Here is a 19,941-nt window from a genome sequence, read left to right as displayed (position 1 = left end):
GACTGCATGTTCAAAACTGTTTTTCTTGCTACTGCTTTGATAGCTGCTTGCGCAATACCTGCAAGCGCCAAGCCCCAAAAACCCTCACAAAGCGCGAGCCGCAGCAACGCCGTGCAGGGCAGCACCCCCTATGCCCAGCGCGACGATGCCATGCAGTTTGCCGACGACCTGGCAGAGCGCCGGGGGCTGGACCGCGAATGGGTGCGCCAAGCGGTGGGCCAGGCGCGTTTTCTGGGCTCGGTGCCCAAGCTCATGCTGCCGCCCGCCAAAGGCACGGCCAAGAACTGGCGTGTGTACCGCAGCCGTTTCATCGATCCCATCCGTATCCGCGCAGGCGTGCGGTTTTGGCAGGAACACCGCGAGGCCCTGGCTCGCGCCGAGCAGGAATACGGTGTGCCCGCTGAGATCATCGTCGGCATCATCGGGGTAGAGACCATCTACGGCCAGCAGATGGGCAACTTCCGCGTGATGGACGCGCTCGCCACCCTGGCGTTTGACTTCCCGGCAGCTCACCCGCGCGCCAAAGAGCGCACCGAATTCTTCCGCCGCGAGCTGGAGCAGTGGCTGAGCCTGTCCAACCGCACCAACATCGATCCGTTCGAGGTGCGCGGCAGCTACGCGGGCGCAATGGGGCTGGGGCAGTTCATGCCTTCCAGCTGGGCCCGGTTTGCCGTGGACTTTGATGGCGACAGCCGCATCGATTTGTTCAGGAGCCCCACGGACGCCATCGGCTCCGTGGCCAACTACTTCAAGGGCCACGGCTGGACCACCGGCATGCCCACGCATTACAGCGTGCAATTCGACCCCGCCACGGTGAAGATGGACGAATTGCTGGCCCCCGACATCCTGCCCACCTTCAGCGCCACCAGCATGCAGGCCAAGGGCGCTTTGCTGGATGCGGCGGGCGCCCAACACGCTGGCCCGCTGGCCCTGGTGGAACTGGAAAACGGTGGCGATGCGCCCACCTACGTGGCAGGCACCGAAAACTTCTACGCCATCACGCGCTACAACTGGTCCAGCTACTACGCCATGGCGGTGATCGAGCTGGGGCGCGAAGTGGCCGCCGCACGCAACGCGACTTTGGCCTCCAGCCGCTGACACGCCACGAAGGCGGAGCCCGGCGGCTGCCGGGATCCACCGCTATCAAGGCCGCTGCATGTTGCAGCTGTGCGGCTGCTGCGCCTTGGCCGCAGGAATCTGCCGCACCACGCGAAAGCCGTAGCCTGAGCCTTCCACATCAAACTTGACGCCCGGCGCGCCCTTCTTGTCCATCACACCCACGGCCAGGGCTTGCTGAAACTGGTGGTCGGCAGCGCGCATGGTGCCGCCCTGCCCCGCTAGTTGCACGCTGGCCTTCTCCATTTGCCGCGCCACGGCCACCACATCGGTGGAGCCGGCCCGCTCCATCGACTGGGCCAGGGCCTCGATCATGAGCTGCATACGCATGTGCACATAGTCGTCCTGCGGCTTGGGAAAGCGTTCGCGGAAGGACTGGTAGAACGCCTCGCTCTGCGCACCCGGCACATTGGGCAGCCAGTCGGCCACGGCCACCACCTTGCCAATGCCCGCATCACCCATGGCGGCGGGCGCGCCCAGGGCGTTGCCATAGAAGGTGTAGAAGCTGCCTTCGTAGCCCACCTCGCGGGCGGCTTTCACCAGCAGGGTCAGGTCATTGCCCCAGTTGCCGGTGACCACCGCCTGCGCGCCGCTGCTCTTGATCTTGACAGCGTAAGGCGCAAAGTCTTTGACGCGGCCCACCGGGTGCAGCTCGTCGCCCACCACCGCCACGTCGGGGCGCTGCGCGGCCAGCTGCTTCTTGGCCTCGCGCAGCACGGCCTGGCCAAAGCTGTAGTCCTGGCCAATCAGGTACACGCTCTTGAGGGCTTTGTCCTCACGCATCACCTCCATCAACGCGGCCATGCGCATGTCGGCGTGGGCATCAAAGCGGAAGTGCCAGAAGCTGCACTTTTCGTTGGTGAGGATCGGGTCCACCGCCGAGTAGTTCAGGAACAGCACGCGTTTGCCGGGTTCACGCTCGTTGTGCTTGTTGATGGCCTCGATCAGCACCGCAGCCGTGGCCGAAGAATTGCCCTGCAAGATGACTTGCGCGCCGTCATCAATTGCTGCGCGCAGGGCCGACAAGGCTTCTTCGTTCTGGCCCTTGCTGTCGTAGCGTTCCAGCACCAGCGGGCGCTTGCCGCCAGCCGCAGCGGGCAAGGCCACACCACCGCGCGCATTCACACGTTCCATGGCCCAGTACACGTTGCGAAACACCGCCTCGCCTGTGTTGGCAAAAGTGCCTGAAAGGCTTTCGATCAACGCCACCTTGATGGGTTTGCCCGCAGGGGCGGCAGCAGCAGGCGCTGCGGTCTGGGCCCAGCCCGACGCCACGGGCACCAGGCCCATCACTGCTGCGCCGGCGACGGCACAAACAGCCCGAAATAGTGCTGCACGGCGCCATTTCAAGCCCGTGGTCTGCAATTTATTCATGCTCATTTTTCCCTTGAAATCCTGCGGCGGCGCACACACCTCCTGTGCATGCGGCGACCACGTCGAGAGCCGCGCAGTGTATAGGAGTCTCCATGTTCTTCACCCCCGTCATCCGCCGCGCCGCTTACACCCACACACCCCGCTCTGCCGACCTGGCTTTGCAACGTTTTTTGATGGGCACGCTGGGGGCAACCGCTGGTGGTACCAGTCAGCCAGCGGGCTACACCGTTACCCAGGATGACAAGCACACCACGCTGCAACTGGATGTGCCCGGTCTGTCACGCGAGCAACTGAACATCACCATCGAAGGCAATGTAGTCAAAGTGCAAAGCGTGGAAGGCGCGCCCCGCAGCGTTCAGCGCGCCTGGGAACTGGCGCAGGACATTGACACCGCCGCCAGCACTGCCAAGCTTGAAAACGGTGTTCTCACACTGACCCTGGCCCGCGTGGAGCCCGCCAGCAAAGCCACCTCGCTGACCATCCACTGAACCGCGGCGCACGCCGTCAAAAAGGCCGCTTTCGCCACGATCGAAAGCGGCCTTTTTGCGTTCTGTCCCGCAGCAGCCGAGGGCGGCCACAACCTCCAGGCTATTCGTGGCGCAAGGCGTCGATGGGGTCCATGTGCGCAGCACGGCGCGCCGGGAAGTAACCAAACACCACGCCGATGCCTGCTGAAAACACAAAAGACAGCAGGTTGACCGCAGGATTGAACAGGTAGGGCACACCCATCACCTGCGCCAGGCCCAGCGATGCCACTGTGGCCAGCACAATGCCCACCAGGCCGCCCAGCGCAGCCAGCACCACCGCCTCGATCAGGAACTGCAGCAGCACCTCGCGCTCCAGCGCGCCAATGGCCAGGCGCAGACCGATTTCGCGGGTGCGCTCGGTCACGCTCACCAGCATGATGTTCATGATGCCGATGCCGCCCACCAGCAAGCTCACGGCGGCCACCGCGCCCAGCAGCGTGGTCATCACCTTGGTGGTGCCCGCAAAAGTATCAGCCAGTTGCTTGGTGTCGAGCACATTGAAGTTGTCTTCGTCCGTGTCCGAGAGCTTGCGCAGCTCACGCAGCAGCTGCGTCAGCGCGCTTTTGACGCGGGTGGGGTCGCTGCCGTCCTGCATCGACACCAGCAGCGTGTTCACGCGGGTGTTGCCCGTCACGCGTCGCTGCAGTGTTTTGAGGGGGATGAGCACCATGTCATCCTGGTCATTGCCAAACGCCCCCTGGCCCTTGGAGCCGAGCACGCCCACCACTTCGCACGAGAAGGCTTTCACGCGCAGTTGCTCACCCACCGGGTCGCGGCCACCATACAGCTCGCGGCGAATGGTCTCGCCGATCAGGCACACGGCGGCCCCGGCACGCAGTTCGGGGTCGGTGAAAGTGCGGCCTCCGGCCTGAACCGTCCAGTTGCCTGTCTGCAACCAGGCATTGGTGCTGCCGATCACGCTGGTTGTCCAGTTGCGCCCGCCGGCCACCACCGTGGCGCCTGCACGCGCCTCCGGCGCCACTGCCAAGATGCCGCCGATCTGCTGCGCAATCGCGTCGGCATCAGTGTCCTTGAATGACGGCGCACCCGTGCCGCCACCCGGCCCCATGCGCTGGCCTGGCCGCACTTGCAGCAGGTTGGTGCCCAGGCTGGAGATTTGCGTCTGCACAGCCAAGGTGGCGCCGTTGCCCAGCGTCACCATGGTGATCACCGCGCTCACCCCGATCACGATGCCCAGGATGGTGAGAAACGAGCGCATCAGGTTGCGCCGGATGGACCGCAACGCCAGCAAGATGGTGTTGAACAGCATCACGCGACTCCCTGGCTGGCGTGAGCAGCCACCACCGGGGCGGGCTTGCCACGTAGCCCGACTGGGTGCGGGTTGAGGGTGTCCGAATCCACCACGCCATCGACAAACCGCACCATCCGGCGCGCGTATTCGGCCATATCGGGCTCGTGCGTCACCATCAGCACGGTGATGCCCTGCTCGGCATTGAGCCGCCACAGCAGTTCCATGATTTCGTGGCTGCGTTGGGTGTCGAGGTTGCCGGTAGGCTCATCGGCCAGCAGCACCACCGGCTCGGTCACGATGGCCCGGGCAATCGCTACGCGCTGCTGTTGCCCGCCCGAGAGTTCGGCCGGGGTGTGATGCTCCCAGCCTTTGAGCCCCACCGCATCCAGCGCGCGCGCGGCAGCGGCCTTGCGCGTGGCCGCAGATTCGCCCCGGTACAGCAGCGGCAACTCCACATTCTCTTGCGCCGAGGTGCGTGCCAGCAGATTGAAGCCCTGAAACACAAAGCCGAAATAGCGGCGGCGTAGCAGCGCGCGCTCATCGCGCGAGAGGGCTTCGACATGCACGCCCTTGAACAGGTATTCGCCGGTGGTGGGCCGGTCCAGGCAACCCAGCGTGTTCATGGCGGTGGATTTGCCCGACCCGCTGGGGCCCATGATGGCCACGAAGTCGCCCTGCGCAATCCGCAGGTCCACCCCCCTGAGGGCCTGGAAGGCCAGCGCCCCTTCGCCATACACCTTGGTCACGCCACGCAACTCGATGATGGGCGCCTCGGCTGGCGGGCGCCCTGGTTCTGCCTGCGGGGCGGTCATGGTGCCGCCTTGCCCATGCGCTGGTCGGTGATCACCTGCGCACCGGGCTCCAGGCCCTCGGCGCTCACCTCGGTCATGCGGCCATCGCTAATGCCCACCTTCACGCTCACGGGCTGGGGCACACCGTCCTGGAGCAGCCAGATCTGGCGCGTCTGCCCGGCGCCAGGCCCCCCGCCGCCAGCCGTTTTGCGGCTGGAGCTGCGTGGCGGGCCGGGCATGAGCTGCGAGACGATGCCGCGGTTGGCGCTGGCAGGCTTGCCAGCCGCCTCGGCGCCCGCCTGAGCGGGGGTAAAGCGCAAGGCGGTGTTGGGCACCAGCAGCACGTCGTTGCGCTCGGTGGAGGTAATGGTGGCCGCTGCCGTCATGCCGGGGCGCAGGCTCAAGTCGCTGTTGTCCACATCCAGCCAGGTGATATAGGTGACGACGTTATCGGTCTTGGTGGAGCCAAACGACACGCGCGTGACCTCGGCCGGGTAGCGACGCGAGGGGTAGGCGCTGACGGTGAAGCTGGCCTTTTGCCCCACGGTGAGCGAGCCCACATCGGCCTCGTCCACGCTCACATCCAGCCGCAGGCGGGTCAGGTCTTCCACCACCGTGAACAGCGTCACCGCTTGCAGCGATGCAGCCACGGCGTTGCCAGGCTCCACACTGCGGGTGAGCACCACACCGTTGATGGGCGAACGGATCGATGCCTTCGAGAGATTGGTTTCGTCGGTAGACAGGGCCGCACGGGCGTCATCGACCGATGCACGGGCACTGGCCTCGTCGGCCTTGGCCCGGTCCAGCGTGGCCTGCCCGGCATCCAGCTCGGTGGCAGACGGCACCTTGCCGCCCGACAGGCGCGCCACTTCCTGCAAGCGCGCCAGGCCCGCGGTGGCCTCTTTGGTGGTGGCCACGGCCTGCGCCAACCGGGCCTGGGCGGCAGCCAGGGATGCACGCGAGCGCAGCACCTGTGCTTCGAGCTTGGCGGTGTCCAGCTCCACCAGTACCTGGCCCTTCTTGACCTTGTCGTTCACATCGACCAGCACGTTGCGCACGGTGCCCGAAAGCTCGCTGCCAATCGTCACCGACCGGGTGGGCTGCAAGGTGCCGTTGGCCGCCACGCTGAGCGTGAGGTTGCCGCGGCGCACCTCTTCCGTCACGTAGCTGGGGGCGGCGTTGGCCGCCTTGCTGCTTTGCCACGCATACACGCCCCCGACAGCCACCAGCAAGGCAGCCACGCCAATCCACAGCGTGGTGCGCTGCCACCAGCGGCGCCGAGGCGCAGCCCCCAGCAACCCGGCCAGGCCTGCAGCCTGCGCCGATGCAGCCTTGGGAGATTTCACAGAAGTGTCAGGATGGTTCATGGATCAAGAATCAAAACAACAAGATAAAGAGCACGTGGCCTGCGCCAGACTGCGCCCGCAGGGGCGCCAAGAGCGCCTGGCTACTGCCAGCCGCCGCCCAAAGCTTTGTAGAGCCGCACATGGTCCGCCGCAACGCTGGCCACCGTGGTCGCCACACTGTCTTGTGCAGACAGCTGCGTGCGCTGGGTTTCCAACACGGTGGCGAAATCAATCAGGCCACTGGCGTAGCGCTGCTGCGCCATCAATGCGGCATTGGCGGCGGCATCGGCTGCGGCCTGCAGGCGCTGCAACCGTTCACGGTTGCCTTGCAAGGCCACCAGGGCATCTTCCACGTCCTTCAGCGCTGCAAGCACCGTGGCCTCGTACGCCACCCGCACCTGGTCCAGCGCAGCCTCTTGCGAACGCACCTGGGCACGGGCCGCGCCACCATCGAACAACGCCGCCGTTACACCCGCAGCGATTGAGCTGGTCACCGCATTGCCCGCCGTGAGCGCCCCCACGGTCAAGGCCCTCAGCCCCAGGGTGCCGCTGAGCGAAAAATCCGGGTAGCGCGCGGCATCGGCCTGCGCCACGCGCGCTGCGGCGGCTGCCACGCGGTGCTCCGCCGCACGCACATCGGGGCGCTGACGCAACGTCTGGGCCGGAATATCCAAAGCCAGGTCGTCAGGCGGCACGGGCACCATGGCCGTGGCCTCCAGCCGCGCGTTGAGCGCCGCCGGTGGCTGCCCCGTCAAAACTGCCAGGCTGTGGCGCGACTGGGCCAGGCTGCTTTGCAACGCCGGTATCTGGGCGGCGGTCTGCTCTGCCGCAGCCCGGGCCTGTTCGGCCACCAGCGAGGTGGTCAACCCGGCCTGCAGGCGCCACTGTGCAATCTGCAAGGTTTCTTGCTGGCTGGCCAGATTACTGAGAGCAATTTGCAGGCGCTGCTGCAGGCCGCGCAGCTCGATGTAATTCACGGCCACTTCAGCCGCCAATGACACCTGCACATCGGCCAGGCTGGCCTGTGCAGCGCGGGCATCGGCTTCAGAAGCATTCACCCCGGCCCGCAGGCGGCCGAATACATCGGGCTCCCAGCTGGCATCAAACCCGGCGCTGAAGCTGTTGCCCGTGCTGCCCGACGCCCGGCTGCGCTGCGCAGAGCCCGAAGCACCCAGCCGGGGCAAGGTGCCAGCCGTCTGCACGTCCACCAGCGCGCGCGATTGCTGCAGTGCCGCCTGGGCACTGCGCACCGAGGTGTTGGCGGCCAGGGCCTCGCTGATCAGTGCCGTCAGTTCGGGGTCGCCCAGCCGCTCCCACCACTGCACCAGCGGCGTGGCAATGCCCCCTGCCCCAGCCGCTGACCAGCCGACAGGCACTGCCACGGGGGGCAACTGCGCATCGGGCGGCTGCAAGGTACTGCAACCGGCCAGCACCATGGCCAAAGCCAGCGCAGCACTGGCAGATGGCACGCAGCGCGGCCAACGCCCAGCGGCGACAGGGGACTGGAAAGGGGAAGATTTCATGGATCTATTTGCAAATCATTCTCAGCAAATTCCATTGTCACGGTTTCCCTTGTCGCTCTGAACGCGCTTGTGTCAACCTGATGTAAAGAAATCGAGCAGCCCGCGCCGCCAGGCTTGTCGCCGGGGCTGTGCCTGAAGATTTCACCCGCTCCACAGGGCACCGCGAGATGCGCTCCCCCTCCACCGGCGGGAGGGCCTCGGGCCGCTCACAGCGCCGTTGCAATACGAGTCTTTTAGGGCCCCGGCGCTTATTCAACAAGCGCCAGCAGCTATGTTTTTAAGAGCAAATGGCCCGCAGGCCAGATCAGGCAGCAGGTGCCGTGATGGCGTCCAGCGGCCAGCGCGGTTTCACGTCAAAGGCATAGGCGGTGTTGGCCTGTTGCTGCCCCGCCTGCAGGCGCATGGCGGCGGCCATGGCAATCATGGCGCCGTTGTCGGTGCACAGGTGCAGTTCGGGGTAGTGCACGCGCACGCGGGCTTTGCTGCAGGCGGTGTTGAGTTGTTCGCGCAGCAGCCGGTTGGCCCCCACGCCGCCCGCCACCACCACGCGCTGCAGGCCCGTCTGCTTGAGGGCTGCCAGGGTCTTCTTCACCAGCACTTCCACAATCGCGGCCTCGGTGCTTGCGGCCAGGTCGGCCTTGCGGGCTTCTAGCTCGTCGCCCAGCTTCTTGGCCTGGGTGAGCACAGCAGTCTTGAGCCCCGCGAATGAAAAATCCAGATCGCCGCTGTGCAGCAAAGGCCGTGGCAGCTTGAAGGCCGTGGCATCACCCTGCTGCGCCATGCGCGACAAGGCGGGCCCGCCGGGGTAGCCTAGGCCCATGAGCTTGGCGGATTTGTCAAACGCTTCGCCCGCCGCATCGTCAATGGTTTCGCCCAAAATTTCGTAGCGGCCCACGCCATCGACCCGCATGAGCTGGGTGTGGCCGCCCGACACCAGCAGTGCGACGAAGGGGAATTCAGGCGGGTCAGCGCTCAAGAAGGGTGAAAGCAAATGCCCCTCCAAGTGGTGCACGCCCAGCACGGGTTTGCCCAGCGCCGCGCCCAGGGCGCAGGCCACGCCCGCGCCCACCAGCAGGGCACCGGCCAAGCCTGGGCCCTGCGTGTAGGCCACCACGTCCACATCGGCCAGGGTTTGGCCGGCATCGGTCAACACCTGGGTGGCCAGCGGCAGCACGCGGCGGATGTGGTCGCGGCTGGCCAGCTCGGGCACCACGCCACCGTAGGCCTGGTGCATTTCAATTTGGCTGTGCAATGCGTGCGACAACAGCACGGGCACGCCGGCATCGGCAGAACGCACCAGCGCCACGCCCGTTTCATCGCAAGAAGATTCAATACCCAGGATCAGCAGACTCATGCCCTGAGTGTAAAACCCCTGCCCTGGCACAGCATGGCGCTGCGCCCCAAGCCCGCACGCATGCACAGCTACGCGCCTAGACGACCGCAGGCTTACCAGCGGTCTGAACGCATGCGCAGTTCCCAGACCCCGCCACGCAGTTCATACACGCCCACAGCGCCGTAGCGCTGCTCGCCCTTGTCGTCCCAGCTCATGGTGCCAATCACCGGGGCATAGCCGTTGATGGTGCGCATGGCCTTTATGATGTCTTTGGGCTCGGCCGACTTGGCCTTTTGCATGGCGGCTGTCAGCACATAGGTGCTGTCGTAGCTGTAGTGGCCGCCATAGGCCGGGGGCTTCTGGTAGGCATCGATGTACTTCTCCAGGAAGGGCTTGCCGGTGGTGAACTCCTTGGCCTCCAGCACGGGGGATGTGGCGTACAACCCCTCAATCAAGCCCGCTCCCTTGGCCATGTCGGTGGTCTTCACCGTGTCGCCACCCAGCAGCTTGACTTGCGTGTGGCCCACCTTTTGCAGGGCTTTGAGCAAGGCCAGCGCCTGGAAGTCGTTGAGCGTGGAGACGATGACTTCGACCCGCGCGGCCTTGAGCTCACCCGCCAGCGCATCAAACTCCACCGTCTTGTCGTCAAACGACTTGCGCACCACCACCTCCTTGTTTTCGGCCTTGAGCTGGGCGGCCGCGCCATCGGTCAGGCCCTTGCCGTAGGGCGTGCCATCGTCCAGCGCGGCATAGCGGGATGCGCTGAGCTGCGTGGCGGCAAACGAGCCAATGGCACGGGCCTGCAGCGTGTCGTTGGCCACCATGCGGAAGGTGGAGTTCAAGCCCAGCTGGGTGAACTTGGGGTTGGTCGAAATCGCAATCTGGGCGATGTCCTTGGCCGCATAGATGGGCGCTGCCTCAATGCTCACGCCCGAATTGAGGTGGCCAATGACCGCCACCACCCCGGCGTCCACCAGTTGCTGGGCCACTTGCTTGCCGGTGGCTGCGTCGGCCTTGTCGTCCACCGACACCACTTCCAGCTTGACGCGCTTGCCGTCCACCATGAAGCCGTCCTTGTTCAGCTCTTGCACGGCCAAGTTCACGCCGTTGAGCAGGTCTTGCCCCAGCGCCCCCAGGGGGCCAGTCAGGGGCTGGGCTACGCCGATCTTGAGGGTGTCTGGCACCTTGCTGCAACCGGCCAGCACAGCGGCTGCCACCAAGGTGGGCAGCAGGGCCAAGGCCACCGGGAAACGGCGACGCGCGATGTGATTCTTCATGCAGTGGACTCCTGAATATGAGATGAATGATCAAGTGACCGGAGGTATAGAAGAGCAGCCGGGCCCCGCACCAGCGGGTATGCCCTGCCAGGGTTACATTTATTAGCAAGTTTCAGGCCCCGTAAGCCACGGCAGCGTGTGCCACACCTTGTGCACGACCCTGCGCACCGCAGCAGTGCACCAAAAAGTGGCGTAAATCTTGCTTAAAGTAGCGGTATGAATGAGGCATTACGTATCGTGGTGGTCGCCCCCAACCTGGCCGTTACCGACCCGGATGACGAACACGCGCTGCTGCAAGCGCAGCGCTCCAAAGCGTTGCGCATTGGTTTGCTGGAAAACAACTTCAACCTCATTGCCACACTGCCCGCCGACGTTTTCCTGAGCGACCGTCTGGCCCAGTTGCAGCCCGACCTGATCATCGTGGACGCCGAGAGCGAAGCCCGCGATGCGCTGGAGCATGTGGTGATGGCCACGCGCGATGCCCGCCGGCCCATCGTCATGTTCACCAACGACGAGGACACCTCGCACGTCAAGGACGCGGTGGCCGCAGGCGTGTCGGCCTACATCGTGGCGGGGCTGGCGCCGCAGCGCATACGCCCCATCCTGGATGTGGCGATGGCGCGCTTTCAGCACGAGCAGGCCTTGCGGGCGGAGCTGGCCGATGCCAAGACCGAGCTCAAGGACCGCAAGACCATCGACCGCGCCAAGGGCCTGCTCATGCAGCGCCAGGGCCTGAGCGAACAGGCCGCCTACGACAAGCTGCGCAAGACGGCCATGGACAAGGGTCTCAAGCTCGTGGATGTGGCCCAGCGCATGCTGGACGTGATGGACCTGCTCGGCTGACGGCGAGCACCTCCCCTCCCTTCGCACCACGTCATACCACCCCGCAATGGGGCAGCAGCACGCCCATGGAGCGGCCACGGCTCTGCGAAGGAGCAGCGATGGTGCAACGCACAAATCGCGTGCAGGCCTGCGCCACGCCACAGGTGCACAACAGGCATACCCCTTCAAGCCAAAACATGCTGTAGCGCTTTATCTGCAAGCGCCAGAAGCTATCAAATAAATAGCAAACGCATTCTTTTCAAAGCTGGCACACCGCTTGCATTAGCTCCTGCATAGACCAATGAAGGTCTTGTACTGGCAGCAAACACCCAACGGCGGGTGAATGCAGCCAAGGAGCCCCAGGCTCCACCCAGGACAAAGGCGTCCCCACCCTTGCAACGTGCTGCTACGGCAGCCGTGCGAGGCGTGAGGACGCCTTTTTTGTTTTCTTCACCGACTTGCCCTTGAGGGATGTGCCATGACCGATTTGTTGAAAACCAGCCTCCACCGCCGCACCGTGCTGCAAGCGGCCACCGTGGGCGCCGTGGGTGTCAGCCCCGCACTGCGTGCGCTTGTCCACGCCCAGGGGTCGGATGCGCCTGAGAAGAAAGAGGTCAAGATCGGATTCATCCCGCTGACCGACTGCGCCAGCGTGGTGATGGCCTCGGTGCTGGGCATCGACAAAAAATACGGCGTCACCATCATCCCCACCAAGGAAGCCAGCTGGGCCGGTGTGCGCGACAAGCTGGTCAACGGTGAGCTGGACTTTGCCCACGTGCTGTATGGCCTGGCGTATGGCGTGCACCTGGGTGTGAGCGGCCCCAAGAAAGACATGGCCGTGCTGATGAACCTGAACCACAACGGCCAGGCCATCACGCTGTCTAAAAAGCTGGCGGACAAGGGCGCCGTGAACGGCGCCGGGCTGGCCAAGCTGATGGCCAGCGAAAAGCGCGAGTACACCTTTGCCCAGACCTTCCCCACCGGCACGCACGCCATGTGGCTGTATTACTGGCTGGCCGCGCATGGCATTGACCCGATGAAGGACGCCAAGGTCATCACCGTGCCCCCACCGCAAATGGTGGCCAACATGCGCGTGGGCAACATGGACGGCTTCTGCGTAGGCGAGCCCTGGAACCAGCGCGCCATCATGGACGGCATCGGGGTCACGGCCAGCACCACACAAGCCATCTGGCAAGACCACCCCGAGAAGGTGCTGGGCACCACGGCCGAGTTTGCGCAAAAGTACCCCAACACCGCACGCGCCGTGACGGCCGCCATCCTGGAAGCCAGCCGCTGGATCGACGAAGGCCTGGCCAACAAGAACAAGATGGCCGAAACCATTGCGGGCAAGGCCTATGTGAACACCAGTGTGGATGCGATCAACCAGCGCATCCTGGGCCGCTACCAAGACGGCATGGGCAAGAGCTGGGACGACCCGAACCACATGAAGTTCTACAACGACGGCGCGGTGAACTTCCCCTACCTGTCCGACGGCATGTGGTTTCTGACCCAGCACAAGCGCTGGGGCCTGCTCAAGGACCACCCCGACTACGCGGGCGTGGCCAAGGCCATCAACCGGATCGATCTGTACAAGCAGGCCGCCACTGCGTCCAAGACCCCCCTGCCCAAGAGCGACACGCGCAGCCACAAGCTGATCGACGGCGTGGTGTGGGACGGCAAGGACCCCAAGAAGTACGCCGACGGCTTCAAGATCAAGGCCTGAAGCCCACCCCCTTCATCGCAACACCCACGCCCCGCCCTCCCCCACGTTGAAACCAGGAGATCGCCATGGTCAGTGCTGTTTTTCACACCCCGCTGGACGCCGCGCCCCACGCGGACAAGCCCGCTACAAACTCCATAGCGCCTAGCGCTTTATCCATGAGCGCTACAGCCCAAAACGCCTCTAAAACCGCAGCCACCACCTCTACCAAAGCCTCCGGGCGTGACCTGGCCACCTGGTCACGCAACTTCTGGATGGCAGTACTGCCACCGGCCTGCGGTGTGGCTTTGCTGCTGGTGGCCTGGGCCATGGTGTCTGCAGCCACAGGCAAGAGTATCCCGTCTCCGCTGGAGACCTGGGGCCAGGCGGTGGAGGTGTTCAGCAACCCCTTCTACCGCAATGGCCCCAACGACCAGGGCGTGGGCTGGAACGTGCTGATGAGCCTGCAGCGCGTGGCCGTGGGCTTTGGGCTGGCGGCGCTGGTGGGCATTCCGGCCGGGTTTGTCATCGGGCGCTTCAACTTCCTGTCGCGCATGTTCAACCCGCTCATCAGCCTGCTGCGCCCCGTGTCGCCCCTGGCCTGGTTGCCCATTGGCCTGCTGGTGTTCAAGGGCGCCAACCCGGCTGCCATCTGGACCATCTTCATCTGCTCCATCTGGCCCATGGTCATCAACACTGCGGTGGGCGTGCAGCGCGTGCCGCAGGACTACATGAACGTGGCCCGTGTGCTGCAACTGTCGGAGTGGAAGATCGCCACCAAGATCCTGTTCCCAGCCGTGCTGCCCTACATGCTGACCGGCATTCGCCTGGCCGTGGGCACCGCGTGGCTGGTGATCGTGGCGGCCGAGATGCTCACGGGCGGCGTAGGCATCGGCTTTTGGGTGTGGGACGAGTGGAACAACCTGAACGTCAAGAACATCATCATCGCCATCTTCGTGATCGGCATCGTCGGGCTGGTGCTGGAGTACGCACTCATCAAGCTGGCCACCGCCTTCACGTTTGAAGAGGTCAAAACTTGACCCACCCCTGAGCGCCGCGCCATCGGCGCATCGCCCCCCGTGGCCCGGCAAAGCCGGCTCCACGGTAGTCCTCGGAAAAACCAGGAGCTCCTCATGCATACCTCTCTCACCACCAAGTTCATCGAAATCCAAGGCGTGGAGCAAACGTTCAAAACCGCCAAGGGGCTTTTCCCGGCGCTGAAGGGCATCGACCTGACTATTGCGAAAGGCGAGTTCGTGGCGCTCATCGGGCACTCGGGCTGCGGCAAATCCACACTGCTGAACCTGATTGCAGGCCTCACCACCCCCACCAACGGGGTGCTGATCTGCGCCAACAAAGAGATCAAGGGCCCCGGCCCTGAGCGCGCGGTGGTGTTCCAGAACCATTCGCTGCTGCCATGGCTCACCTGCTTTGACAACATCTACCTGGCCGTGGAGCGCGTGTTTGGTGCTAAGGAAAGCAAGGCCCAGCTCCAGGACCGCACCGACGCCGCGCTGGCCCTGGTGGGCCTGACGCACGCTGGCCAAAAGCGCCCCGGCGAAATATCGGGCGGCATGAAGCAGCGCGTGGGCATTGCCCGCGCCCTATCCATGGAACCCCAGGTGCTGCTGATGGACGAGCCCTTTGGCGCGCTGGACGCCCTGACCCGCGCCAAGCTGCAAGACGAGTTGCTGGAGATTGTGGCCCGCACCCAAAGCACCGTGGTCATGGTGACGCACGACGTGGACGAGGCCGTGCTGCTGTCCGACAAGATCGTGATGATGACCAACGGCCCGGCCGCCACCATTGGCGAGGTGCTGGCCGTGGAATTGCCCCGCCCCCGCAAGCGCGTGGAGCTGGCCGAAGACCCGCAGTACGTGCACTACCGCAAGGCGGTGATCGACTTCCTGTACACGCGCCAGGGGCACGTCGAGAAGGCCGCTTGAACGTGCGGCCGGCAGTGACCCGGACACCCCCAACAAAAGGGCTCTGAGCAGATCTGGTCAGAGCCCTTTTTTCAGCGTTGCGCCAGGGGTGGACGCCCGCACAACGCGCACACCCCAGGCCAGAGCACCCGCGCAAGGGCCGCCCCGCCGCGCCGAAGGCGCGCAGCGCCTCACAGGGTTGCCTCTAGTGGCTACCGGTGATGTAGTTCTCCAGCTGCTCGATGATGAATTTCTGCTCGGAAATGATGTCCTTGACCAGGTCGCCGATGGAAATCATGCCCACCAGCTTGCCGTTGTTCAGCACGGGCAGATGGCGCAGGCGGTTGTTGCTCATGATCTGCATGCATTGCTCGCTGGTCTGGTCTGGCTTCACAAACATCACGGCCGAGGTCATCACGTCCTTGACCTGTGTGACCGCCGAGGTTCGCCCCATCAGCGCGATCTTGCGGGCGTAGTCGCGCTCGGTAAAGATGCCGACGATGGCCTCGCCCTCGGTGACGATGAGCGCACCAATGCTCTTGTCGGCCATGAGCCGCAGGGCATCCAGCACCGAGGCGGCGGGGGTGATGGTGTGGACGGTGGCGTCGGGTTTGGATTGCAGGATTTTGGCGACGATGGTCATGGAACTCTCCCTCTTGAGACCTGGAACAGGTACGGAGTGATTTCAGCCCATCCGCCCGCGCAGCGCAAGCCTCACAAGCCCGAACCGGTGCATGTCACATGCGGTTCACACGCGTGATGGCATGCGTGCACACGGGCTCCATGCCCTGCAAAGCCGGGCGCCCTGCACCCAGCTTGGTGCACGCACCGGCCACGCACAGCACCGCCAGCACCCACCGCACCACAGTGGCCCGCAGTGCCTGGGCAACACCGCAGCAGCCATCAAAATTCATAGCTGCTCGCGCTTTATCCATCAGCGCTGGCGGCTTATTTCATCAAATATTGCACCACACAGGCTCTGGCACAGGCATTGCTTGCAGATGGGTGCGGTCAACGCTGGCCGTGTAACAGCCCGGTGCAATGGCGGATTGGGCGAACAGGACGATGGCGTCTTCATGGAATGCAACCTGGCTGCAAGGCCTGCGCGATCCATGCAGGCGCCTTTTTGTTTTTTGCCCCGGCTGGGGAGCCCCTCAGCCCTTTTGCGCACGATCGCCATGCTTCAATTCCGCGAGTTCCTCAAGTCCGGCCACGCCCCCACGTTGTGGTCGTCCTTCCTCTACTTCGGTTTCTCGTGCGCTGTCTGGGTGATCAACGGTGCCATGGCGCCGTTCATCCGCGACAGCTTCCAGCTCACGCCCACGCAGATGGGCATGATGCTGTCCATCCCCATCTTTGCCGGTGCGCTGATGCGCTTTCCGCTGGGCATCCTGGCGCAGTACATCGGGCGCAAGAACGCCACGCTGGTCGAGATGGCGGGCATCTTTGTGGCCATGGGCTACGGCTACCTGTTTGTGCACGACTACGGCGACCTGCTGGCCATGGGCATCCTTCTGGGTGTGGCCGGGGCCAGCTTTGGCGTGGCGCTGTCGCTGGGTTCGGGCTCGTTTCCGCCGCGCTACAAGGGCCTGGCCATGGGCATCGTGGGCGCAGGCAACGTGGGCACCGCCGTGGCGGCCCTGCTGGCCCCGGCGCTGGCCCAGAAGTTTGGCTGGCAGGCCGTGTACGGCTTTGCCGCCGTGAGCGTGGCGGTGCCCGCGATCGTGATGGCCGTGTTTGCACAGGAGCCCTCCGACCTGGCGGCCCATTCGAGCTTCCGCGAACACATCGCTTGCCTGTTTGAAAAAGATGGCTGGGCCTTCAGCCTGATCTATGCCGTGACCTTTGGCGGCTTCATCGGCCTCACCACCTTCTTGCCCGGCTATTTTTACGACCAGTTCCATGTGAGCAAGGTGCAGGCAGGCCAGCTCACCATGCTGGCGGCCTTCCTGGGCGCGGCCCTGCGCATCTTTGGTGGCTGGCTGTCGGACCACTGGGGCGGCGTGAACACACTCACGGCCGTGCTGGCCATCACGGCCGTGAGCATGGTGCTGTGCGGCCTGGCCGAGAACTCGCTGCCCATCACCATGCTGCTGTTCCTGGTGTGTTTTGCTGCGCTGGGCGCGGGCAATGGCGCCCTGTTCCAGCTGGTGCCCCTGCGCTGGCCTCTGACCACGGCCGTGGCAGGCTCGATGATTGGCGAGATCGGCGCCCTGGGCGGCGGCCTGATCCCCAGCGGCATGGGCATCTCGCGCCAGTACACCGGCACCTACCTGTGGGGCTTTGTCGGCATTGCGGCGTGCGCGCTGGCCATGCTGGTGCTGCTGCGCGTGATGCAGATCCGCTGGACGCGCACGTGGGCGGAGAAGGGTGGACGTGCGCGCAGCGCATGACCGGCGTAGCCGGTGAGCGCGCAAGCGCTCGCCACACTTCCCGCAANCGTGCGCGCAGCGCATGACCGGCGTAGCCGGTGAGCGCGCAAGCGCTCGCCACACTTCCAGCAAAAGGGCGGTCGGGCACGCAGTGCCTGAGCTGGCGTAGCCAGCCAATGCGCAGCATTGCCCGCGCTTTCACTAGAAAGGTGGACGCGCGCGCAGCGCATGACCGGCGTAGCCGGTGAGCGCGCAAGCGCTCGCCACACTTCCAGCAAAAGGGTGGCCGTGCGCGTAGCGCATGACTTGCGTTAAGCAAGTAAGCGCGATAGCGCTTGCCGAACTTTCGCTAAAAGGGCGGCCGCGCGCGCAGCGCGTGAACGGCGCAAGTGTGGCCCACTGAAACTCCCTCTCCCCTCGTGGGAGAGGGTTGGGGAGAGGGGGCAGCAGCGCCCCCAGGGAAGCCCCCTCTCCCCCCGCCCTCTCCCGCAAGGGGAGAGGGAGCCCACAGGCAGCGCCCTGTGGCAGAGCCTGCTACCCACCGGGGCGTACATCAAAACCAGGCGATGCACCGCTGAATATTCAAGCCAAAATCGGCTCCACCGCCCACTGCATAAGCGGAAGCAGCTACATTTTCAGGAGCAAACCAAGACTCCCCACTACCTCGGCAAAAACAACAGCCAGTAGATCAACAGCAGATTCACCAGCACGCTCACCGCCAGCGCGATCTTCCACAGGGCCGTGGCGTCGCGCTGCATCAGCGGCTGCGGGCCGGGGGCTGACAGGGGGCGGGATGCGCCGCGCTCCAGCGCCAGCAGCAGTTCCTCGGCGGTCTCGAAGCGCTGGGCGCGGCTGCGGGCCACGGCTTTCAGGGCAATCTGGTCCAGCCAGATCGGCACGCCGGGGTTGTGGCGACTGGGGGGCAGCGGGTCGCGGTGGTAGCGGCCCAGCTGGTACTGCACCACCTCGCCATAGGGCAGGCGGCCGTGGCTCAGCAGCTGGTAGAGCGTAACGCCCAGCGCAAACAGGTCACTGCGCGCGTCGGGCAACTGGCCTTCGGTATCGCCGCTTTTTTCGTAGCCGGGCCACTGCTCGGGGTTCATGTAGCTGGGCGTGCCCGCGTGCAGCTGGCGCGTGGCCTCGGGCTCGCGGCCGGACAGGGCCACGCCCAAATCGAGCACACGCAGCACGCCGTCGTCGCCCAGGTGCAGATTGTCGGGTTTGATGTCGCGGTGCACCACCCCTTGGCGGTGCAGCCAGCCCAGCACGCGCGCGGCCTGCACCACCACCGACACGGCCTGTGGCACGGGCAGGTGCTGGCGGCTGCGCAGGCGCTGGCCCAGGGTGTCGCCCGCGTGCCAGTCGTACAGCAGGTAGAACGCGCTGGCGCCCGGTCCGCCTCGCCCGTCATCGGCGGGCCAGGTGTGGAGCCATGCCAGGTGGGCGGCGGCGTGGCCCGACTGCATGCGCCGCGCCACCCAGGCCTCGTGTGCAAGCGTGGCGCGCTCCTCGGCATCGTGGGCGCGCGTGGGCAGCAGGGTCTTGAGGGCGTAGAGGCGCTGCGTGGCCGGGTCGCGCACCTGGTACAGCCGGTGGATGCCGTTGTCGGCCACGATGGCCGTGACCGTGAGGCCGTCCACGGGGTCGCCCACCTTGAGCAAGGGCAGCACGGGCAGGTCCTGCGCGCGGCGGGATTCGTCCTGCAGCGTGGCCTCCAGCGCGCCCTGCACCCGCACCACCAGCGCGGTCACGTTGTCGCTGCTGCCCCGGCGCAGCGCGGCCTGCACCAGCTCGTCGCTGAGCGCCTGGGCCGCCACGCCCTCCTGGCGCAGCAGCTGCCGCAGTTCGCGCTCGGGCAGACTGCCATGCACACCGTCGGACAGCAGCACGAACAGATCACCGCTGTGCAGCTCGCCTTGGCTGTAGTCCACCACCACATGGTCGTCGAGCCCCATGGCGCGGGTGAGCTGGTGCGCAAAGTCGCGCTGCGCCATCACATGGTCGGCCGTGAGCAGCTGCAGGCGCCCGCTGCGCAGCAGGTAGGCGCGGGTGTCGCCCACATGGGCCAGCGTGTACGACTGGCCGCGCAGCACCAGCGCGGTGAGCGTGGCCAGCCCCACCGCAGGCTGGCGGCGCCGGTTCATGGAGGCGAGCCAGCCGTTGTGGGCGTTCAGGATGCGGTCCAGCGCCACGGTGGTGTCCCAGGTCTCGGGGGTGGCGAAGTAGTCGCCCACCAGGGTGCTCACCGTGGTCTGGGCGGCCTCGCGGCCCTTGCCGCCCGTGCTCACGCCGTCCGCTATGGCGGCGATGGCGCCGCGCTCGCGGTCGCGCCCCTGCCCCACCGCCAGGGCGGCAAAGTCCTCGTTCACCTCGTTGCGGCCGGCCAGCGAGGCCTGGCCCACATCCAGTTCAAAGCTCATGCACCAGCTCCATGCAGGTTTTGTGCCCAAGGTGGTGCATGCCGGTGCGTGGCCGCCCACACGCCCCAACGCCCTCGGCGTCCCCCCACCCGGGCTCGCACCCCGGGCCCACCCCAGATCAGTGCAAAGAATCTGGCACGGCCATTGCTTAACAAGGGCAAGGG

17 protein-coding genes are annotated in these 19,941 nt (G+C 65.4%); 7 read left to right on the top strand and 10 right to left on the bottom strand.

Annotated elements, in window-relative coordinates:
• The first annotated feature begins 6 nt into the window (after positions 1–6).
• On the top strand, positions 7–1,098 hold the full coding sequence (gene mltB / locus IHV84_RS04915) for a lytic murein transglycosylase B (RefSeq protein WP_198846043.1): 1,092 nt from the start codon (positions 7–9) through the stop codon (positions 1,096–1,098).
• 45 nt (positions 1,099–1,143) lie between these two features.
• On the opposite strand, the gene IHV84_RS04910 is transcribed toward mltB, so the two are convergent.
• Positions 1,144–2,490 (bottom strand): branched-chain amino acid ABC transporter substrate-binding protein, encoded by a 1,347-nt coding sequence (locus IHV84_RS04910; RefSeq protein WP_198846042.1) that lies wholly within the window; start codon positions 2,488–2,490, stop codon positions 1,144–1,146.
• 92 nt (positions 2,491–2,582) lie between these two features.
• Between IHV84_RS04910 and IHV84_RS04905 the strand changes: the two genes are divergently transcribed.
• Positions 2,583–2,978 (top strand): Hsp20/alpha crystallin family protein, encoded by a 396-nt coding sequence (locus IHV84_RS04905; RefSeq protein ID WP_198846041.1) that lies wholly within the window; start codon positions 2,583–2,585, stop codon positions 2,976–2,978.
• Positions 2,979–3,078: 100 nt separating this feature from the next.
• Here IHV84_RS04905 and IHV84_RS04900 read toward each other — a convergent pair whose 3' ends face one another.
• The 6 genes from IHV84_RS04900 to IHV84_RS04875 form a co-directional block, all read right to left on the bottom strand.
• Entirely contained in the window at positions 3,079–4,287 is a 1,209-nt protein-coding gene (locus IHV84_RS04900) for an ABC transporter permease (protein WP_198846040.1), read from the bottom strand.
• A complete protein-coding gene (locus IHV84_RS04895) occupies positions 4,287–5,081 on the bottom strand; it encodes an ABC transporter ATP-binding protein (RefSeq protein WP_198846039.1) in 795 nt (264 codons plus the stop codon). The genes IHV84_RS04900 and IHV84_RS04895 overlap by 1 nt, the downstream gene beginning before the upstream one ends.
• Entirely contained in the window at positions 5,078–6,427 is a 1,350-nt protein-coding gene (locus IHV84_RS04890) for an efflux RND transporter periplasmic adaptor subunit (protein ID WP_198846038.1), read from the bottom strand. Before IHV84_RS04890 ends, IHV84_RS04895 begins: the two co-directional genes overlap by 4 nt.
• Positions 6,428–6,507: 80 nt before the next feature.
• Positions 6,508–7,929, bottom strand: a complete 1,422-nt coding sequence (locus tag IHV84_RS04885) for an efflux transporter outer membrane subunit (RefSeq protein WP_198846037.1) — start codon at positions 7,927–7,929, stop codon at positions 6,508–6,510.
• Between the two features lie 304 nt (positions 7,930–8,233).
• On the bottom strand, positions 8,234–9,283 hold the full coding sequence (tsaD, locus tag IHV84_RS04880; RefSeq protein WP_198846036.1) for a tRNA (adenosine(37)-N6)-threonylcarbamoyltransferase complex transferase subunit TsaD: 1,050 nt from the start codon (positions 9,281–9,283) through the stop codon (positions 8,234–8,236).
• 92 nt (positions 9,284–9,375) lie between these two features.
• Positions 9,376–10,539 carry a branched-chain amino acid ABC transporter substrate-binding protein gene (locus IHV84_RS04875; RefSeq protein WP_198846035.1) on the bottom strand — a complete coding sequence of 388 codons (1,164 nt, stop codon included), beginning with the start codon at positions 10,537–10,539 and terminating at the stop codon, positions 9,376–9,378.
• Between the two features lie 216 nt (positions 10,540–10,755).
• Here IHV84_RS04875 and IHV84_RS04870 point away from each other — a divergent pair, with 216 nt between their 5' ends.
• The 4 genes from IHV84_RS04870 (at position 10,756) to IHV84_RS04855 (ending at position 15,006) form a co-directional block, all read left to right on the top strand.
• On the top strand, positions 10,756–11,382 hold the full coding sequence (locus tag IHV84_RS04870; RefSeq protein WP_198846034.1) for an ANTAR domain-containing response regulator: 627 nt from the start codon (positions 10,756–10,758) through the stop codon (positions 11,380–11,382).
• A gap of 457 nt (positions 11,383–11,839) precedes the next feature.
• Positions 11,840–13,084, top strand: a complete 1,245-nt coding sequence (locus IHV84_RS04865) for a CmpA/NrtA family ABC transporter substrate-binding protein (RefSeq protein ID WP_198846033.1) — start codon at positions 11,840–11,842, stop codon at positions 13,082–13,084.
• Positions 13,085–13,149: 65 nt separating this feature from the next.
• Complete coding sequence (gene ntrB, locus IHV84_RS04860) at positions 13,150–14,100, top strand: nitrate ABC transporter permease (RefSeq protein WP_198846032.1); 951 nt, start codon at positions 13,150–13,152, stop codon at positions 14,098–14,100.
• A gap of 93 nt (positions 14,101–14,193) precedes the next feature.
• Positions 14,194–15,006, top strand: coding sequence for an ABC transporter ATP-binding protein (locus IHV84_RS04855; RefSeq protein ID WP_198846031.1), 813 nt, complete (start codon positions 14,194–14,196; stop codon positions 15,004–15,006).
• Positions 15,007–15,190: 184 nt separating this feature from the next.
• On the opposite strand, the gene IHV84_RS04850 is transcribed toward IHV84_RS04855, so the two are convergent.
• Positions 15,191–15,628 carry a CBS domain-containing protein gene (locus IHV84_RS04850; RefSeq protein ID WP_142084733.1) on the bottom strand — a complete coding sequence of 146 codons (438 nt, stop codon included), beginning with the start codon at positions 15,626–15,628 and terminating at the stop codon, positions 15,191–15,193.
• A gap of 94 nt (positions 15,629–15,722) precedes the next feature.
• Entirely contained in the window at positions 15,723–15,899 is a 177-nt protein-coding gene (locus tag IHV84_RS04845; protein WP_170207422.1) for a hypothetical protein, read from the bottom strand.
• Positions 15,900–16,163: 264 nt separating this feature from the next.
• On the opposite strand from IHV84_RS04845, the gene IHV84_RS04840 reads away from it, so the two are divergent.
• Positions 16,164–17,378 carry a nitrate/nitrite transporter gene (locus IHV84_RS04840; protein ID WP_198846030.1) on the top strand — a complete coding sequence of 405 codons (1,215 nt, stop codon included), beginning with the start codon at positions 16,164–16,166 and terminating at the stop codon, positions 17,376–17,378.
• Between the two features lie 638 nt (positions 17,379–18,016).
• On the opposite strand, the gene IHV84_RS04835 is transcribed toward IHV84_RS04840, so the two are convergent.
• Positions 18,017–19,777, bottom strand: a complete 1,761-nt coding sequence (locus IHV84_RS04835) for a bifunctional protein-serine/threonine kinase/phosphatase (protein ID WP_142084734.1) — start codon at positions 19,775–19,777, stop codon at positions 18,017–18,019.
• Positions 19,778–19,941 lie beyond the last annotated feature (164 nt).

Source organism: Acidovorax sp. IB03, assembly GCF_016406015.1.
GTDB classification, from domain to species: domain Bacteria; phylum Pseudomonadota; class Gammaproteobacteria; order Burkholderiales; family Burkholderiaceae_C; genus Acidovorax; species Acidovorax temperans.
This window is presented reverse-complemented; position numbering and strand designations above follow the sequence as displayed.

Coding starts and splice junctions, on each gene's coding strand:
- tsaD (WP_198846036.1), bottom strand. CDS start 9,283: ATGAGTCTGCTGATCCTGGGTATTGAATCTTCTTGCGATGAAACGGGC.
- IHV84_RS04840 (WP_198846030.1), top strand. CDS start 16,164: ATGCTTCAATTCCGCGAGTTCCTCAAGTCCGGCCACGCCCCCACGTTG.
- IHV84_RS04845 (WP_170207422.1), bottom strand. CDS start 15,899: ATGAATTTTGATGGCTGCTGCGGTGTTGCCCAGGCACTGCGGGCCACT.
- IHV84_RS04905 (WP_198846041.1), top strand. CDS start 2,583: ATGTTCTTCACCCCCGTCATCCGCCGCGCCGCTTACACCCACACACCC.
- IHV84_RS04835 (WP_142084734.1), bottom strand. CDS start 19,777: ATGAGCTTTGAACTGGATGTGGGCCAGGCCTCGCTGGCCGGCCGCAAC.
- mltB (WP_198846043.1), top strand. CDS start 7: ATGTTCAAAACTGTTTTTCTTGCTACTGCTTTGATAGCTGCTTGCGCA.
- IHV84_RS04850 (WP_142084733.1), bottom strand. CDS start 15,628: ATGACCATCGTCGCCAAAATCCTGCAATCCAAACCCGACGCCACCGTC.
- IHV84_RS04885 (WP_198846037.1), bottom strand. CDS start 7,929: ATGAAATCTTCCCCTTTCCAGTCCCCTGTCGCCGCTGGGCGTTGGCCG.
- IHV84_RS04870 (WP_198846034.1), top strand. CDS start 10,756: ATGAATGAGGCATTACGTATCGTGGTGGTCGCCCCCAACCTGGCCGTT.
- IHV84_RS04910 (WP_198846042.1), bottom strand. CDS start 2,490: ATGAATAAATTGCAGACCACGGGCTTGAAATGGCGCCGTGCAGCACTA.
- IHV84_RS04865 (WP_198846033.1), top strand. CDS start 11,840: ATGACCGATTTGTTGAAAACCAGCCTCCACCGCCGCACCGTGCTGCAA.
- IHV84_RS04855 (WP_198846031.1), top strand. CDS start 14,194: ATGCATACCTCTCTCACCACCAAGTTCATCGAAATCCAAGGCGTGGAG.
- IHV84_RS04890 (WP_198846038.1), bottom strand. CDS start 6,427: ATGAACCATCCTGACACTTCTGTGAAATCTCCCAAGGCTGCATCGGCG.
- IHV84_RS04895 (WP_198846039.1), bottom strand. CDS start 5,081: ATGACCGCCCCGCAGGCAGAACCAGGGCGCCCGCCAGCCGAGGCGCCC.
- ntrB (WP_198846032.1), top strand. CDS start 13,150: ATGGTCAGTGCTGTTTTTCACACCCCGCTGGACGCCGCGCCCCACGCG.
- IHV84_RS04900 (WP_198846040.1), bottom strand. CDS start 4,287: ATGCTGTTCAACACCATCTTGCTGGCGTTGCGGTCCATCCGGCGCAAC.
- IHV84_RS04875 (WP_198846035.1), bottom strand. CDS start 10,539: ATGAAGAATCACATCGCGCGTCGCCGTTTCCCGGTGGCCTTGGCCCTG.